The organism is Pseudomonas sp. Root569 (assembly GCF_001427465.1).
In the GTDB taxonomy this organism is placed as follows: domain Bacteria; phylum Pseudomonadota; class Gammaproteobacteria; order Pseudomonadales; family Pseudomonadaceae; genus Aquipseudomonas; species Aquipseudomonas synxantha.
Genome location: NZ_LMGQ01000025.1, coordinates 106,574 through 122,025, shown reverse-complemented (window position 1 = coordinate 122,025; position 15,452 = coordinate 106,574). Strand labels below are relative to the sequence as shown.

Sequence of the window (15,452 nt, the reverse complement as noted above, 5' to 3'; positions counted from 1 at the left end):
CGGTGCGTTTTGCCGTTCTCGGCAGCGGTAGCCAAGGGAACGGTACGCTGGTCGCCCATGACGACACGTATGTGCTGGTCGATTGTGGTTTCTCCCTGCGGGAAACCGAGCGGCGCCTGCTGCGCCTGGGGGTTCACCCCGCGCAGCTGAGCGCAATTGTGGTGACCCACGAACATGCCGACCATGTGCATGGCGTGGGTTTGCTGTCTCGGCGCTACAATCTTCCGGTGTACTTGAGTCGTGGCACGCTGCGCGGGATGCGCAAACCCATTGAACCCGCAGGCTTCCTGGCTGGTGGCGAGCAACTGCAAGTCGGTGCCCTGAGCATCGATGTCATTGCGGTCGCTCACGATGCCCTGGAGCCGACGCAGTACGTATTCAGTGGCGGTCAGCGGCGTTTCGGCGTGCTGACCGACCTGGGTTCCTACTGCGCCAAGGTGCTGGACGGTTACCGGGACCTCGATGCCTTGATGATCGAATCCAATCACTGCCGAGACCTGCTGGCGCGCGGTCATTACCCCTACTTCCTCAAGCAAAGGGTGGGCGGCGAGCTGGGACATCTGAACAACCACCAGGCGGCGTACCTGGTATATGAGTTGGGCTGGCAAGACCTGCAACACCTGGTCCTGGCCCATCTGAGCAGCAAGAACAACCTGCCGACGCTTGCCCGGCAATGCTTTGTCGACACCCTTGGGTGCGACCCGGACTGGCTGCAACTGGCCGATCAAGATTCAGGGCTCGACTGGCGACACATCGCCTAGCCCACCTTACTCAAAGCGGAGCCCATCATGGAAAAACGTGAAGAACTCTACCGCGGCAAAGCCAAGTCGGTGTACAAGACCGACGACGCCAACCGCCTGATCCTGCTGTTTCGCAACGACACCTCTGCGTTCGACGGCAAGCGCATCGAACAGCTTGATCGCAAAGGCATGGTGAACAACAAGTTCAACGCCTTCATCATGCAGAAACTCGAAGCGGCCGGCATCCCGACCCAATTCGACAAACTGCTGGGCGACAACGAGTGCCTGGTCAAGAAGCTCGACATGATCCCGGTGGAATGCGTCGTACGTAACTACGCCGCCGGCAGCCTGGTAAAGCGCCTGGGCGTGGAAGAGGGCCTTAAGCTCAACCCCTACACCTTCGAACTGTTCCTGAAGGACGACGCCAAGGGCGACCCGTTCATCAACGAATCCCACGTCGTGGCCTTCGGCTGGGGTACCGCTGAACAACTGGCGCGCATGAAGGAGTTGTCCCTTAAGGTCAACGATGTGCTGACCAAGCTGTTCGACGACGCAGGCCTGTTGCTGGTGGATTTCAAGCTGGAATTCGGCGTGTTCCACGACGGCTCCATCGTCCTGGGCGACGAATTCAGCCCAGACGGCTGCCGCCTGTGGGACAAGGACACCAAGAAGAAGATGGACAAAGACCGCTTCCGCCAGGGCCTCGGTGATGTGATCGAAGCCTACGAAGAAGTCGCCAATCGTCTGGGCGTACCGCTGTAATCGACGCAAGCATCTGATAGCACGGAAAAAAATCACCTTTGGGGTTTGCTTCCGCGAAACACACTGTTATGATGCGCGCCGTTGGAGAGATGCCAGAGTGGCCGAATGGGACGGATTCGAAATCCGTTGTACCTTCACCGGTACCTAGGGTTCGAATCCCTATCTCTCCGCCATTATTTATAAACAGAAACCCCCAATAACTTAAAGGTTGTTGGGGGTTTTTGTTTTTGTAGCAGAAATGCTCAGGTGAATTCTGCTACGGTCGTGATTACCTGATGACAATGCGGGTCAATCATGAATTTTGAAAAAGTGCTCACGCATTTGCAGGCTAACCTTCCAGGTCTTTTGGCAGTGTACGTCTTTGGCAGCCAGGCGACGGGCGAGGCAAATGCCGACAGCGATCTTGACTTGGCTGTGCTGATTGAGGGAAGCATTGACCCACTGCAACTGTGGCGCCTATGCGGGGAATTATCGGATATCGTCAAGGTCCCCGTCGATTTGCTGGACTTACGCGCAGCCTCGACGGTCATGCAATACCAAGTCATAACGACAGGGCGCCGCCTCTGGAGCAAGGACAGTCAGGCGGGTATCTTTGAGAGCTACATACTCAGCGAGAAAACCGCATTGGATTGCGCCAGGGCAGAGCTGCTAGTCGACATTCAAAAGGATGGAACGGTATATGGCCGATGATGTACTCATCAACAAGGCTGCCAGTATTGAGCGTTGCGTTGCTCGTGCTCGGGAGGAGTACGAAAAGGATCCAGCCAGTTTTGCCAATGACTCCACCCGTCAGGATGCGGCCATTCTCAATATTCAGCGTGCCTGCGAGGCGGCTCTGGACATGGGGCAACATCTGATTCGTCGTGAGCGCCTCGGTGTCCCCCAAAGTGCTCGTGACGTGTTTGAGCTGCTGGCGCAGGGCGGATGGGTGAATCCTTCCTTACTGACTAACCTGAAAAACATGGTCGGTTTCCGCAATATCGCGGTGCATGAGTATCAGACGCTTCAGTTGCCTATTGCCGTTGCGATCATCACCAAACATTTGGGCGATTTCCTGGCATTCAGTGCACATGTCTTGACTAAGGACGCGGGCCAGTGAGCCGATTCAAATGGCCCGCGGTAAAATCAAGGCTACAGGTCGTCTAGAGAAACCTTCACTCGCTGAGCAGACGCCTGGCGCTCACGTACGGTCGCTATCAACGCTTCATCCTCTTTTGCCGGGCGCTTTTTGTCCGATTCTTTTACCGTTTCCCTTGGTCTTTTCTTCGCCTCTTGCTCGGTTACGTATTCACCTGTGACCGCATCGCGATATCTCGTTGGCATATCAGCATCCTTGACAGTATGTCGCCACGGCGGCGACCTTTTTGAGGCTAGCTTGCAGGCTTGTGCACACAAGCTTCCTCGCCGGAATTCTGGTTACCAAGCTTTTCCGAAACAGGTGCTTACGTTGTGCCGGTTCGACAGTTTTCCAGCAGGGTTGCGTTGACTGGGGCAGGACGCTAACCTTTCGCCGTCGCCCTCATGGCGACCGGTTTTGACAGACTGATTTACAGGTGTACGACCTCCATGCGATTACAGCGTTTCTGCTGTGACGTCGTTTTATGGCGGCTGTGCGTGGGGCATCTTCGGGTGCGCCGGGTCCTGTATACCGGTCTGTCAACCCGCGCATAGCTGCCACCTGATTCTGTTTGACAGCGGGATGTGGCAGCTCCCATTGCATACAGGAGCTACACAATGAGCAATCTCGATTCTGACTCCGAATTTTCCCCTCGGAAAATCTTCCATGTAGGTGCAGATGTCGGCACCGAAGAAGCCCTCACCAACGCCACCGAAATCCTTTCATCCGCCCTGCAAACCGCCTATCAATGCGCCGAAGATCCTGACAGCACGCAGTCGCCCGTGATCATGGCCCTGGCTCAATTGATCGAAAACGCGCAAATGCTGGTGGATGCCGTCCTCGAGCGTGATTTCCCCACGGCCAAATAAGTACCTGCTCCCTGAAACGAAAAAAGCCTGCTGAACTCAATGCTCAGCAGGCTTTTTTGCGCATCTCTAACCCGGTCAGGCAGGCTGCGCCACCAGGCTATTGCTGACCTTGCGCCCCAATACCAGCACGGTCGCAAACCCGAACCCCACCAACACCGTGGCCAGGCTCAACAACACCGAGCTGCCCATCTGGTCGACGATGCGCCCGCCAAAGAACGAGCCCAGGGCAATGATCACCTGAAACAGCGCCACAAACAGTGGCATGCCGCGTTCGACATCCTTGGGGGCCACGACAAACATCCAGATGCTGGCGCAAGCCGGGAAGGCGCCGAAGGCGAAACCCCAGAGTGCGATCAGCATCGAGGCGCCTGTCAGGCCGGTGGCGAAGTAGGGGAACAGTGCGGTGCTGGTACCGATCATCAACGCAACCAGCAGCAGGGTGTGACGTACGCTGCGGTTGGCGGCGAAACCGGCAAAGATATTGCCCATTACCCCGGCCACACCGTAGAGCAGCAGCAATGAACCAATTGTCGGGCCGTCAAAGCCGGAGCTGTGTTTGAAGAAGGGGGCGACATAGGTATACGCAGCAAAGTGCGCCAGGCCGATCAGCAATATAGCGATCAAGCCGACTCGCGCCTGTGGGTTGATAAACAACGCGGGCAAGTCACGAATCTCAATGGCCTTTTCCGGCGTCAGTCGCGGTAGCAGGAAGATCTGCGCGAGCAGCACCGGAATGCCCACCAACGCAGTAACCAGGAAGGTCATGCGCCAGCCCATCAGTCCACTGAGCCAGGTGCCGACGGGCACGCCCAGTACGGTGGCGAGCGTTACGCCCATCATGATGATCGAGGTGGCTTTCGCAACCCCAACGCCTTTGGGCGCCAGCCGCCCGCTGAGGGCAATGGCCGTGGCCCAGAAGCCGCCGATGCTGATGCCGAGCAATACACGGCCGAACAGCAGCAGGCTGAAATCGTTAGCTAAGGCCACCACCGAGTTGGCGATGATCATCACCAGTGTCAGGCCGATCAGCAGGTAGCGACGGTCCATGGCACCAATGCTGACCGACAGAAACGGCGCGGCGAGGGCGGCCATGATGCCGGGCAATGTGACCATCAACCCGGCGTGACCGGCACTGATGCCCAGGTCGCTGGCGACGTCGTTGAGTACGCCCACCGGCAGAAATTCACTGGTCACCAGGGCGAAGGCACCCACGGCGACCGAAAGAATCGCCAGCCACTGCTGTTTGACGCTTTGTTGATTATGTTCGGGAAGCCCGCTAGGGGCCTGGCTCGCGCTTGGCATGGGATTGGGTTCCGGGAGGAATGTCGCCTGAAGCCAGGCGAGGAGGGAATTTGGAGCGATTATAGGAATCAGTGGCGGCAATCGTTCAGGCGCTCGTTTCGATAGTAATCATCAGTGCTATCGATGTGAGATTTAAAGAGCCTTGAATCTGCCGCACAAACGAAAAAGCCCGTCGCTGGGTCAACTCCGGGCTTTTCCGGGTATGACGATGTTTAAGGCGCAGCGGTGGAGTCTTATTTTAGCTAGCCAACGCATTCAGTACATGGACTGGGTCATTATGGATAGCTTTCAACAATGCCTTTGCTGGTCCGGTAGGCTCACGACGACCCTGCTCCCAGTTCCGTAACGTGCCAAGTTGCACATCAATCAGCGCTGCGAATTTAGCCTGGGTCAGCCCTGTCGCCTTACGGATCTCTTTGACTCGCATTGAATCAACATGGAACTCACGAGAAGGTTCGCGTTCTCCGCGCAGGATCTCGTTCATCTCTTGAACGCTTTCCATCAGTTCATCAAAAAATCTGCTCATAGCTATCTCCAGTGCTCAATCGCAGCCTTCAGTGACTTGCGCTCTACGGCAGTCAAGTCCTGCTGTTCATTTTTGGGATAGATCATCAGTAAAACAATCTGTGATGCCGAGACGAAATGGTAATAGATCACCCGCGCCCCGCCTCGTTTGCCATGGCCTTTGGCTGCTACTCGTATCTTGCGAACTCCACCCGTACCCTCAATCACATCGCCAGCAGAAGGGTTGACTACCAGCACGTTCTGAAGAGCCATGTAGGCATCCTCGTCGATCAATTCTTTAACGCGACGGGTGAAGACTGACGTCTCTATGAAAATCATCGCTAATGTACGCCATTGGCTTAGTTGGCTGCAATCCTAGCCGTGTGTGCTTCGACGTGCATTCAGTGAGTTGTAACTGCTTTTTGACACGCAGGATGTGGTCAATTATACATCGGCCAACCGCCCCAAAAGACTCTCAATAAACACCCCCTCCGCCCGGCTCATCTTCTGCTCCCGGTTCCACAACAGATGAATATCCACATCCGCAATCCCCTCATCCGGCGGCAACCGCCACAGCAGCCCGTTCTTCACATCGTCCGCCACCACATGAATGGGCAAACACCCCAAGCCAAACCCGGCAATGACCAAACGCCGCACTTCTTCCAGGCTGGAAGATGACGCCACGATCCGTCCGCTGAACCCTTGCTGATCACGAAAAATCGTCAGTGGCGAGAGCATCCCGCCAATCTGGTCGCTGGTAAAACTCACGAAGTTTTCCGACTGCAAATCCCCCTCGGCCAGACCTTTGCGCCCAAACAATGGGTGATGTTTTCCGCAAAAGAACGCATAACGCTGACGCAGAAACAGATGCTGTTCCAGGCGCGGTTGCGGCCGGCGATTGAGGCTGAGCCCCAGGGTCGCGGTTTTTTCCAGCAGGGCGGCGACGATGTCGGAGCTGCGCATCACTTCGACTTCCAGATCAACCCGCGGATGGTCGCGATGAAAACCCGCGAGAAAGTCATCGAAGGTGTCTGAATTAATCCGGCTGATCATCAGCAAGCGCACCTTGCCGATCACTTCATCACCGGGCTTTTGCAGGGCGTTGCTCATCTGCGACACCTGGCCATACATCTCACCGGCAATCGCGAAGATCTGTTCACCCGCCTCGGTGAGCACGAAGCGCGGGCCACGGCGCACGATGAGCTGGCAGTCGAGTTGCTCTTCCAGACGCTTGAGCGCCTGGCTGATGGCCGGTTGCGTCAGGTGCAGGCGCGCGGCGGCGCGGCTGATACTCAGTTCCTGGCCGATCACGCGGAAGGTGCGCAGCAGGTTCCAGTCCAGGCGGTCGTTGAGCAGCGGATGAATATCGCGACGGGATTCGGGCATGGCATCGCTCGATAATAAGCAGGATTTATAATCAAGATAATAAATAGAAAATTGACTAATCATAGCCTGGAGCCGAAAAATCGGGCTTAACAAGCGCCACCAGAGCGCACCGGTTCGACCTTCTCCTGCCAAAAAAATAACCAAAGGAGCCAACCCCATGAAGCCTTCCGCTTCGCCGCAGCCTCGCCGTGCCGCGGCCGCCGCTTTTATCGGCACCATGATCGAGTGGTACGACTTTTACATCTATGCCACCGCTGCGGCGCTGGTGTTCGGTCAGCTGTTTTTCCCCTCCGACGATAAACTGTTCAGCACCATGGCTGCGTTTGGCACTTTCGCCGTGGGCTTTTTCGCCCGGCCATTGGGCGGCATTGTGTTCGGCCATATCGGCGACCGCATCGGCCGCAAGAAATCCCTGGTGATTACCCTGGTCATGATGGGCGTGGTCACGGTGTGCATTGGCCTGTTGCCGACCTATGCACAGATCGGTGCTGCCGCGCCGGTGCTGCTGATACTGCTGCGGGTAGTGCAGGGCATTGCGGTCGGTGGCGAGTGGGGCGGGGCGGTGTTGATGGCTGGCGAGCATGCGCCAAAGGGGCGACGTAACTTCTTTGCGTCCTTCGCGCAGTTGGGTAGCCCGGCGGGTTTGATTCTTTCCCTGCTGGCGTTCAGTGCGGTGACCCGTTTGCCCGAAGAAGACCTGCTCAGTTGGGGCTGGCGTCTGCCATTTCTGGCCAGCGCCTTGTTGTTGGTCGTTGGCCTGGCGATTCGCTTGGGTGTGAACGAGTCGCCGGAGTTCCTCGAAGACAAAGCCCTGGCGGAAAAAGCGCGGGCGATCAAGAAGGACCAGGCCCCCGTGCTGGAAGTGCTGAAAACCGCTTGGCGCCCACTGTTGTTGTGTATTGGCGCCAATACGTTGGGGATTGCCGGCGTGTATTTCACCAACACCTTCATGATTTCCTACAGCACTCAACAATTGGGCCTACCGCGCTCGTTGATTCTGGAATGCCTGTTCTTCGTCGCCATTATCCAGTTCTGCGTTCAGCCGCTGGCCGCCTGGGTGGCGGAGAAGGTCGGCGCTACGCGGTTTCTGTGCGCCATGTGCGTGCTGGCAATGGCCTCGCCTTACCCGATGTTCGTATTGGTCAGCAGCGGCCAGGCGCCGTTGATCATCCTCGGCATTGCCCTGGCGGTGGTGTGCATGGCGTCGTTCTATGCAGTCATCGCAGGTTTTGTCAGCGGCTTGTTTGAAACCCGCGTGCGCTACACCGCGATCTCCCTGGCTTATCAGGTATGCGGTGCGTTGGCCGGTGGCCTGACACCCTTGATCGGAACCTGGCTGGCCCATCAGTACCAAGGTCAATGGTGGCCGATGGCAGTGTTTTACAGCGTGATCGCGGCGGTCTCGTTGATGTGCGTACTGGCCTTGTCCCGCCGCCATGCCACGGCCCACCGCTTGGAAATGGCACACAGTTGAGGAAGTCAGCAATGTTGAAGATTAATGGCGAGCGCCTGTGGGCCAGCCTGATGGCCATGGCCGAGATCGGCGCGACCGAACGCGGTGGCAGCTGCCGCCTGGCATTGAGCGCCGAAGACAAGGCCGGTCGCGAGCTGTTCAGTCACTGGTGTAAAGCCGCTGGCCTGACGTTGAGCGTGGATGCCATCGGCAACCTGTTCGCTCGTCGCGCGGGTACCGACAATGACGCCGCCCCGGTAATGATCGGCAGCCATCTCGATACCCAGCCCGAAGGCGGGCGCTTCGATGGCGTGTACGGCGTATTGGCCGGCCTGGAGGTGATCCGCAGCCTCGACGACCACGGCATCCAGACGCGCAAGCCCCTGGAAATTGCGGTGTGGACCAACGAAGAAGGTGCGCGTTTCACCCCGGCGATGCTGGGCTCGGCGGTCTTCACCGGTGCCCTCGCGCTGGACAAGGCGCTGGCGACCACCGACGGTGATGGCGTCAGCGTGGACGAGGCGTTGCGCGCCACCGGTTATAACGGTGAGCGTGCATTGGGTGGGGCGGTGGATGCGTATTTCGAAGCGCATATTGAGCAAGGCCCGATCCTGGAAGACAACGCCAAAACCATCGGCGTGGTCACCGGCGGCCAGGCGATTCGTTGGCTCGATGTGCGGGTCGAAGGCATGGCTGCCCATGCGGGCACCACGCCGATGGCGTTGCGCAAAGACGCGTTGTACGGCGCCGCAAAAATGATCCAGGCCCTGGAAAATCTCGCCGCCGATTTTGCCCCGCAAGGCCTGACCACCGTGGGTGAGTTGAGCATCGCCAAGTCGTCGCGCAACACCATTCCCGGTGTGCTCGATTTCACTGTCGATCTGCGCCATCACCGCGACACCGATATCGACGCCATGGAGCAGCAAGTGCGCGCACGCCTGCAGGCGATAGCCGACAACCGTGGCCTGAGCGTGACCATCACACCGCACTGGATCAGCCCGGCGACGCCGTTCGACGCGCAATGCGTGGCGTGTGTGCAAGCGTCGGTGGACGCTCTGGGCTACAGCCAGCAGACCATCATCAGCGGCGCCGGCCACGATGCCATCCATCTTGCGCGCTATTGCCCGACCGCGATGATCTTCATCCCCTGCGTCGGTGGCCTGAGCCACAACGAAGCCGAAGACGTCTTGCCTGAAGACGTGCGCCAGGGCACCGATGTATTGCTTAACGCCGTGTTGAAACGCGCCGGTCAAGTTCAGTAAGGAATATTCTTATGCGTACATTCTTTCACCCCGAACAACTGTTGCATCACCCACGCAGCTACTACTCTCGTGGCCAGATGCGCACGCCACAGGAGGTTCCCGAGCGTGCGCGCAACCTTCTGCTGGCTGCGCGAACCCTGGGTTTCGATATCCAGCAGCCGGTCGACTACGGCATGGCGCCGCTGTTCGCCGTACACGGCGCGGCATACCTGGGTTTTCTTCAAGAGGCTCACCAGCGCTGGAAGGAAATCCCCGAAGACTGGGGCGACGAAGTCATGTCCAACATCTTCGTACGCGAGCCCAACGCCCTGCGCGGCATTCTTGCCCAGGCGGCACGGTACCTGGCCGATGGCAGTTGCCCGATCGGTGAACTGACCTGGCGCTCGGCGTATTGGTCAGCCCAAAGCGCGGTTGCCGCTGCCCATGCCATCCTCGATGGCGCGCCTGCCGCCTACGCCTTGTGCCGCCCACCTGGTCATCACGCCCGCTTCGATGCAGCGGGTGGCTTCTGTTACATCAATAATGCGGCGGTGGCTGCGCAGGCTTTGCGCCAAAACTTCCAGCGCGTCGCGGTGCTCGATACCGACATGCACCACGGCCAAGGCATTCAGGAGATTTTCTACCAACGCAATGATGTGCTTTACGCGTCGATCCATGGCGATCCGACTAACTTCTATCCAGGAGTGGCCGGCTTTGCCGAGGAAAAAGGCGATGGCGCAGGCTTAGGATTCAACCTCAACCTGCCCATGCCTCATGGTGCCAGCGAAGCGCTGTTTTTCGAAAAGCTGGAACTGGCCGTGGCAGCGGTGAAGGACTTTTCGGCGGATGTGCTGGTGTTGTCACTGGGTTTCGATATTTACGAGCTGGACCCGCAAAGCAAGGTCGCGGTGACGCGGGAAGGCTTTGCGCGGCTGGGGCAGTGCATTCGAGGGCTGGGGTTGCCGTGCTTGATCGTGCAGGAGGGGGGGTATCACCTGGAGACGCTGGACAGTAATGCGCAGGCGTTTTTCAGTGCGCCAGCGGCTTGGGAGAAGCTATCAGGCGATTAAGCGCTAAAAGCCTGCCGATCAGTTTTCAGCAGGCTTTTCATCTATCAATGAGCAGTCGTTCCCCTCACCCTGGAACAGCGCCGTGTAGTTTTGCCCGCCATAAAATACCCCCACTATCGACACCGTTTCGCAATCAGGCCTCACCCTGAACGCGATGATGGTGCTGCGACGATAGTGCGTGATGCGCAAGCCTGTAAGCAGGTCGTCACGGCGCGTGCCACGCAAGGGGAACAGGGCGAGGCTTTCACAGTGGCTGACGAGATTGTCGATAAAGCGCGTCGCTACCAAGGGGGAGCCGGCATCGCAGATGTAATCCTCAAGGGCATCGAGTTGCGTCAGGACTTCAGGCGAAAAAACCACCGAGTAGCTCACGCGTTCCCGATGCCTTTGCGCTGACGCCCGGCTGCCATATGCTCGCGAACCTGTTCTGCAGATAACCCGAGCTCAGGCTGTGCCTCAAGAGCGGTCGCTGCCGGGAGGACTTCGTCCCTCAGCCAATCTTCCATGGCACGGTCACGTGCCAGCAGCACCCGCAATCCGTCGCGAATCACTTCGCTTTCGCTGGCATATTCGCCGGCAGCCACCTTGGCTTTGACCAGGGCCGCCATTTCAAGGGGCAAGGTGATGCTCATTTGCTGAGTTGAGCGCATTGGGATGTCCGCCAGAAGTGAGTAGGATTCAATCCTACTTGACCATTGGCGCGATGCAAGAAGCAACTGATCAATGCCGATCTCTGGCGTCTCGACGTCCATCCAGAAGGGGTAGGTTTGCATGGGGTGCCGCGTCTCCAGTTGTGTGGGTCAGGCTGCAAGTATTGACCCGTTTTGGCGATCGCGTGGCCGTGGATGGCCGATAAGCTGCTGAAATGTATGACTTGATATCTGTAACAGGATTATCTCGATAAAGCCGCCCCGGCTCGCATGGCATCTCATCGGCCCCCATACGATAATGCTCGTCACCTCGACCACTTTGGCCCGCCTCCCGTGATCATCAACTTCGACCTCAACGACCTCCAAGCCTTTCGCGCCGTGGTAGACAAGGGCAGTTTTTGCGGCGCCGCCGAGGCCATACGTATCTCGCAGCCGGCCCTCAGCCGGCGTATCGAGAAGCTAGAATCCGCCCTCGATGTAAAGCTGTTCGAGCGCACCACGCGCCGGGTCAGCCTGACCATGGTCGGCCGTGCATTCTTGCCCCAGGTGGAGCGCATGCTCGATGACCTCGACATCGCCCTGATGGGCATCAGTAATGTCGCGTCGACGCGCATGGGCAATGTCACCATCGCCTGTGTGCCATCCACCGCGTATTACTTCATGCCCCACGTCATCTCCGAATTCCACAAGCTGTATCCGAAGATTCGCCTGCGGGTGCTGGATGCCAGTGCTGGTGAGGTGAGCAATGCGGTGGCCAGTGGCGAAGCGGATTTTGGTGTGAGTTTCAGCGGCAGTCTGGCCGATGAAGTGGAGTTCGAGCTATTGCTGCAGGAGCGTTATGTGCTCGCCTGCCGCCGAGACCATCCGCTGGCCGCACGTGAGAGCGTGACGTGGACCGAAGCCTACGAACACGACTACATCACCGTGGACAAAACCTCGGGCAACCGTTTCCTGCTCGACCAGGCCCTGCGTGGAGTGCGCGTGAAAAAACCGAGTATCTGCGAGACTCACCACGTGACGACGATGATCGGGCTGGTGGAGGCGGGGTTGGGCGTGGCGATGGTGCCGTCGATTGCGATGCCGGCGCACACCCACCCGATTCTGGTGAGTGTGCCCCTGGTAGAGCCGCAGGTGATGCGCAACGTAGGCTTGATCAAACGCCGCGGACGGACATTGCCGCCAGCGGCGCTGGAGTTGGAGCGATTGGTGCGGGAGATGCCGTTTCGGTCAGCGTGACACCGAGTCCAGTCCGGTGGACTGCACCACCGGCTGAGCTTGCGGCGAGGCCATGAACTGCAGCAGCGCCTTGGCCTCGTCGGGGTGTTCGGCGTTGACCGGAATGCCCGCCGCAAAGCGTGTCACCGACTGCACGTTTTCCGGAATCTTGCCGACAAACGTGACACCCTTGACCGGCAACAATTCAGCCACCTGTTGCAAGCCGACTTCGTAGTCACCCCTGGCCACCTGTTCGCCCACGGGTACCCGCTCGATCATGGTGCCCTTGGCCGGCATGCCGAGTTTCTTGAACAGCTCCTTCTCGACATACACACCGCTGGCACTGTCCGAATACGCCACGGATTTAGCCTTGCTCAGCACGGCCTTGAGTTCGGCATCGGTAGTGATCGCAGGTTTCGCCGCGCCTTCTTTCACCACCAGCCCAATCCGCGAGTCCGCCAGTTCCACGCGGGACGCGGGGTCGACCTTGCCCTGTTTGATCAGCTCGTCCAGTGCGTAGCCGACCATGATCACCACATCGGCATGTTCGCCACGAGCCAGGCGGTTGGGAATCGCTTCCGGCGCCTTGCCCATCGACGGGCCGAGGATGGTGTCGAGGGTGTCACCGCTTTGCTTGGCGTATTGCGGGCCGAGCAACTTGTAGGCAGCGGTGAAGCCACCAGAGGTCATTACCTTGAGTTCTTCGGCCTGGGCCGCCAGCGCCAGGGCGCCAAGGGCGAATGCCGCCAGGGTTTTGAGTAGAGTCTTCATCAAACGGCCCCCTGCATGACCTGCCCGCGGGTGTTAGCCCGGCGATACAGCGCCAGGGTCGAGCACAGGGCGCACAGCGCGGCAAACATCATCCAGTAGGCCGGTGAGGCCTTGTCTTCGGTGATGTGAATAAACCAGGTGGAAATCGCTGGCGTGAAGCCACCGAAGACCGCGGTTGCCAGGCTGTAGGCCAGGGAGAAACCCGCCACGCGCACTTCCACCGGCATGATTTCGGTTAGTGCCGGAATCATCGCGCCGTTGTACATGCCGTAAAGGAAGGAGAACCACAGCAGGGTTTCCAGCATATGGGCGAAGCTCGGTGCATTCACTACGTAGGACAACGCTGGGTAAGCAGTGAGAACGGTCAGCACCGTCATGGCGATCAATACCGGCTTGCGGCCAAATCGGTCGCTCAAGGTGCCGCCGATCGGTAGCCAGACAAAGTTCGACACGGCCACCAGCAAGGTTACCAGCAAGGCATCGGAGGTACTCAATTGCAGCACGGTCTTGCCGAAGGTTGGCGCGTATACGGTGATCAGGTAGAACGCCGTGGTCGTCATCGCCACCATGAGCATGCCGCCGATCACCACGGTCCAGTTCTTCACCAGGGTCGCCATCACTTCACGCATGGTCGGGCGATGCTTGCGGTTGGCGAACTCTTCGGTCTCCTCCAGATTGCGACGCAGCACAAAGATAAACGGAATGATCACGCAACCGACGGCAAACGGAATACGCCAGCCCCAATCGGCCACCACCGCCGGTTCCATCCAAACGTTCAGGCCATAGCCGAGGGCGGCAGCGACCACGATGGAAATCTGTTGGCTGCCCGACTGCCAGCTGGTGTAGAAACCCTTGCGACCCGGGGTGGCCATTTCGGATAGGTACACCGACACACCACCCAGTTCCGCGCCGGCCGAGAAGCCTTGCAGCAGGCGGCCCAGCAGCACCAACAGCGGCGCCCACAGGCCAATGGTGTGATAACCCGGTACCAGCACAATCAACAGCGTACCGCTGGCCATGATCGACAAGGTCACGATCAAGCCTTTGCGACGGCCCACGTCATCGATATAGGCACCCAGAATGATTGCGCCCAGTGGACGCATCAGAAAGCCCGCACCGAACACGGCGAAGGTCATCATTAATGACGCAAACTCATTAGCGGCCGGGAAGAACGCGGCAGCGATATAGGTGGCGTAGAAACCGAACAGGAAGAAGTCGAACTGTTCGAGGAAGTTGCCCGAAGTCACGCGGAATACCGCACCGATTTTCGAGCGGGCAGCGTCGGGCCGGGAAGGGCTAGTCATGGTTTTGTGTCTCCAGCGTTCTTTTTAAAGTGCTTGTTTCGCTTAAGACTGGGGATAGTGGCTGACACATTTAGAAATGATAAGTGACAAATTTGAATGGATTGATGCGCGCTGGCTATCAATCAGTGCCTCCGTCAAAAGACCTGCCTTGTTCTATACTTGAGCCTGTGTCCAATTCTTACGGATGGGAGGTGGTAATGGCTGACGAACAGAAACGGCAGAATGAGTCGGAGCGCGAACAACCCCGGCGACAGGAGGAGGAAAAACCGCAGACCTGGAAGCATCCCGATGATGGGACTGAGCTTTCCGAGCGGGACCAGGAGCGTCCGCTGAAACCCTGAGTACCCATCCAGTCAAAAAAATTGAGAGCGACGTTGTATGTGTGGGGGGGCGTCAAAGTACCTTCGCTCTCATATATGACCGATGCAAAGGGTATATTTATATTTCGTTTTCCTCGAAGTTGAAGATAAACGCTTTATTTATGTGGGTGGCAAATAATTATTATTTTTTATATTTTACGTCGCTTTTCAGGGAGTGTCCCTCGAACTCGCCCTCGCCATCTATTTTCTTACGTTCTTGGTTGTTTGCCGGGTTAACTGCAACAAAATTGAAAGATATTTTGATAGAAGCGTCGTTCGAGGAAACTGATAACACATTCACCGTTCCGCCTTTTTCATCGGCATCCCAGCTGTTTGCCCTCCCGGGATTGAACCACGCGCCGACTCTGGTAACTCTATTGATTGCATGCTCGCCAATAGAGATATTTGTGGGGAATGTAAAATACAAACCTTTGAACATGAATCCTCCTTCTGGACCACCTACTACAAAAGAGTTCGTGTCGGCCTCATAGATAACTGAGTCAGCCACCCACCGTTCAGTGTCACCTTCGATATCGGCTTCTAAGCGACCTGTAGTTGCGCGTTTTTCGATAGTCGTCATGATGGAGTTCTCATCAGTGTCAGTAGTATTTAACAGCCTTTTTCGTGATTAATGAATAATACTAATGTCAGTGAAAATCTACTGTCAGATTTAACAGTAAATCGATTCAGTTGATTTGTGGGAGTCCCA

At 57.7% G+C, this 15,452-nt stretch carries 19 protein-coding genes, 1 tRNA gene and 1 pseudogene; 11 read left to right on the top strand and 10 right to left on the bottom strand.

Annotated features, from left to right (window positions below; genetic code table 11):
• Nucleotides 1–2: 2 nt before the first annotated feature.
• From ASD70_RS20925 to hepT, 5 genes are all read left to right on the top strand, one after another.
• Entirely contained in the window at nucleotides 3–761 is a 759-nt protein-coding gene (locus ASD70_RS20925) for an MBL fold metallo-hydrolase (RefSeq protein WP_056847351.1), read from the top strand.
• Nucleotides 762–788: 27 nt separating this feature from the next.
• Nucleotides 789–1,502 carry a phosphoribosylaminoimidazolesuccinocarboxamide synthase gene (gene purC, locus ASD70_RS20920; protein WP_005786030.1) on the top strand — a complete coding sequence of 238 codons (714 nt, stop codon included), beginning with the start codon at nucleotides 789–791 and terminating at the stop codon, nucleotides 1,500–1,502.
• Between the two features lie 83 nt (nucleotides 1,503–1,585).
• A tRNA-Ser gene (locus ASD70_RS20915) sits at nucleotides 1,586–1,675 on the top strand.
• A gap of 121 nt (nucleotides 1,676–1,796) precedes the next feature.
• Nucleotides 1,797–2,192 (top strand): type VII toxin-antitoxin system MntA family adenylyltransferase antitoxin, encoded by a 396-nt coding sequence (mntA, locus tag ASD70_RS20910; RefSeq protein WP_056847350.1) that lies wholly within the window; start codon nucleotides 1,797–1,799, stop codon nucleotides 2,190–2,192.
• On the top strand, nucleotides 2,182–2,601 hold the full coding sequence (gene hepT, locus ASD70_RS20905; RefSeq protein ID WP_056847349.1) for a type VII toxin-antitoxin system HepT family RNase toxin: 420 nt from the start codon (nucleotides 2,182–2,184) through the stop codon (nucleotides 2,599–2,601). Before mntA ends, hepT begins: the two co-directional genes overlap by 11 nt.
• Nucleotides 2,602–2,633: 32 nt before the next feature.
• Here the strand turns inward: hepT and ASD70_RS29160 are convergent.
• Nucleotides 2,634–2,717: pseudogene (locus ASD70_RS29160) on the bottom strand (type II toxin-antitoxin system RelB/DinJ family antitoxin); the annotation flags it as partial.
• 519 nt (nucleotides 2,718–3,236) lie between these two features.
• Here ASD70_RS29160 and ASD70_RS20895 point away from each other — a divergent pair.
• Nucleotides 3,237–3,488 carry a DUF6124 family protein gene (locus ASD70_RS20895; RefSeq protein ID WP_005786036.1) on the top strand — a complete coding sequence of 84 codons (252 nt, stop codon included), beginning with the start codon at nucleotides 3,237–3,239 and terminating at the stop codon, nucleotides 3,486–3,488.
• A 75-nt stretch (nucleotides 3,489–3,563) separates the two neighbouring features.
• Here ASD70_RS20895 and ASD70_RS20890 read toward each other — a convergent pair whose 3' ends face one another.
• The 4 genes from ASD70_RS20890 to ASD70_RS20875 form a co-directional block, all read right to left on the bottom strand.
• Nucleotides 3,564–4,790, bottom strand: coding sequence for an MFS transporter (locus ASD70_RS20890; RefSeq protein ID WP_056847348.1), 1,227 nt, complete (start codon nucleotides 4,788–4,790; stop codon nucleotides 3,564–3,566).
• Nucleotides 4,791–5,028: 238 nt separating this feature from the next.
• A complete protein-coding gene (nadS, locus tag ASD70_RS20885; protein ID WP_003189536.1) occupies nucleotides 5,029–5,316 on the bottom strand; it encodes a NadS family protein in 288 nt (95 codons plus the stop codon).
• Nucleotides 5,317–5,318: 2 nt separating this feature from the next.
• Nucleotides 5,319–5,633: a type II toxin-antitoxin system RelE/ParE family toxin gene (locus ASD70_RS20880; protein WP_046071432.1), complete on the bottom strand. Its 315-nt coding sequence runs from the start codon at nucleotides 5,631–5,633 to the stop codon at nucleotides 5,319–5,321.
• Nucleotides 5,634–5,738: 105 nt separating this feature from the next.
• A complete protein-coding gene (locus tag ASD70_RS20875; RefSeq protein ID WP_056847347.1) occupies nucleotides 5,739–6,680 on the bottom strand; it encodes a LysR family transcriptional regulator in 942 nt (313 codons plus the stop codon).
• 157 nt (nucleotides 6,681–6,837) lie between these two features.
• On the opposite strand from ASD70_RS20875, the gene ASD70_RS20870 reads away from it, so the two are divergent.
• The 3 genes from ASD70_RS20870 to ASD70_RS20860 are packed head-to-tail and all read left to right on the top strand — an operon-like array spanning nucleotide 6,838 to nucleotide 10,444.
• A complete protein-coding gene (locus tag ASD70_RS20870) occupies nucleotides 6,838–8,154 on the top strand; it encodes an MFS transporter (protein WP_056847346.1) in 1,317 nt (438 codons plus the stop codon).
• 11 nt (nucleotides 8,155–8,165) lie between these two features.
• The gene (locus tag ASD70_RS20865) at nucleotides 8,166–9,395 is read left to right on the top strand and encodes a Zn-dependent hydrolase (protein WP_056847345.1); all 1,230 of its coding nucleotides are present in this window, start codon (nucleotides 8,166–8,168) and stop codon (nucleotides 9,393–9,395) included.
• An 11-nt stretch (nucleotides 9,396–9,406) separates the two neighbouring features.
• Nucleotides 9,407–10,444, top strand: a complete 1,038-nt coding sequence (locus tag ASD70_RS20860) for a histone deacetylase family protein (RefSeq protein ID WP_046071436.1) — start codon at nucleotides 9,407–9,409, stop codon at nucleotides 10,442–10,444.
• Between the two features lie 18 nt (nucleotides 10,445–10,462).
• Here ASD70_RS20860 and ASD70_RS20855 read toward each other — a convergent pair whose 3' ends face one another.
• Complete coding sequence (locus ASD70_RS20855; RefSeq protein ID WP_056847344.1) at nucleotides 10,463–10,816, bottom strand: type II toxin-antitoxin system RelE/ParE family toxin; 354 nt, start codon at nucleotides 10,814–10,816, stop codon at nucleotides 10,463–10,465.
• Complete coding sequence (locus ASD70_RS20850; protein WP_056847343.1) at nucleotides 10,813–11,217, bottom strand: ribbon-helix-helix domain-containing protein; 405 nt, start codon at nucleotides 11,215–11,217, stop codon at nucleotides 10,813–10,815. Before ASD70_RS20850 ends, ASD70_RS20855 begins: the two co-directional genes overlap by 4 nt.
• Before the next feature lie 210 nt (nucleotides 11,218–11,427).
• Here ASD70_RS20850 and ASD70_RS20845 point away from each other — a divergent pair, with 210 nt between their 5' ends.
• Entirely contained in the window at nucleotides 11,428–12,330 is a 903-nt protein-coding gene (locus tag ASD70_RS20845; RefSeq protein ID WP_056847342.1) for a LysR family transcriptional regulator, read from the top strand.
• Here ASD70_RS20845 and ASD70_RS20840 read toward each other — a convergent pair.
• Nucleotides 12,322–13,080, bottom strand: coding sequence for a substrate-binding domain-containing protein (locus ASD70_RS20840; protein ID WP_056847341.1), 759 nt, complete (start codon nucleotides 13,078–13,080; stop codon nucleotides 12,322–12,324). The genes ASD70_RS20845 and ASD70_RS20840 overlap by 9 nt on opposite strands.
• A complete protein-coding gene (locus ASD70_RS20835; protein ID WP_056847340.1) occupies nucleotides 13,080–14,384 on the bottom strand; it encodes an MFS transporter in 1,305 nt (434 codons plus the stop codon). Before ASD70_RS20835 ends, ASD70_RS20840 begins: the two co-directional genes overlap by 1 nt.
• Nucleotides 14,385–14,581: 197 nt before the next feature.
• Between ASD70_RS20835 and ASD70_RS29155 the strand changes: the two genes are divergently transcribed.
• Entirely contained in the window at nucleotides 14,582–14,725 is a 144-nt protein-coding gene (locus ASD70_RS29155; RefSeq protein ID WP_173664474.1) for a hypothetical protein, read from the top strand.
• Between the two features lie 160 nt (nucleotides 14,726–14,885).
• Here the strand turns inward: ASD70_RS29155 and ASD70_RS20830 are convergent, their stop codons facing one another.
• Nucleotides 14,886–15,323 carry a hypothetical protein gene (locus tag ASD70_RS20830; RefSeq protein WP_046071441.1) on the bottom strand — a complete coding sequence of 146 codons (438 nt, stop codon included), beginning with the start codon at nucleotides 15,321–15,323 and terminating at the stop codon, nucleotides 14,886–14,888.
• Between the last annotated feature and the right edge of the window lie 129 nt (nucleotides 15,324–15,452).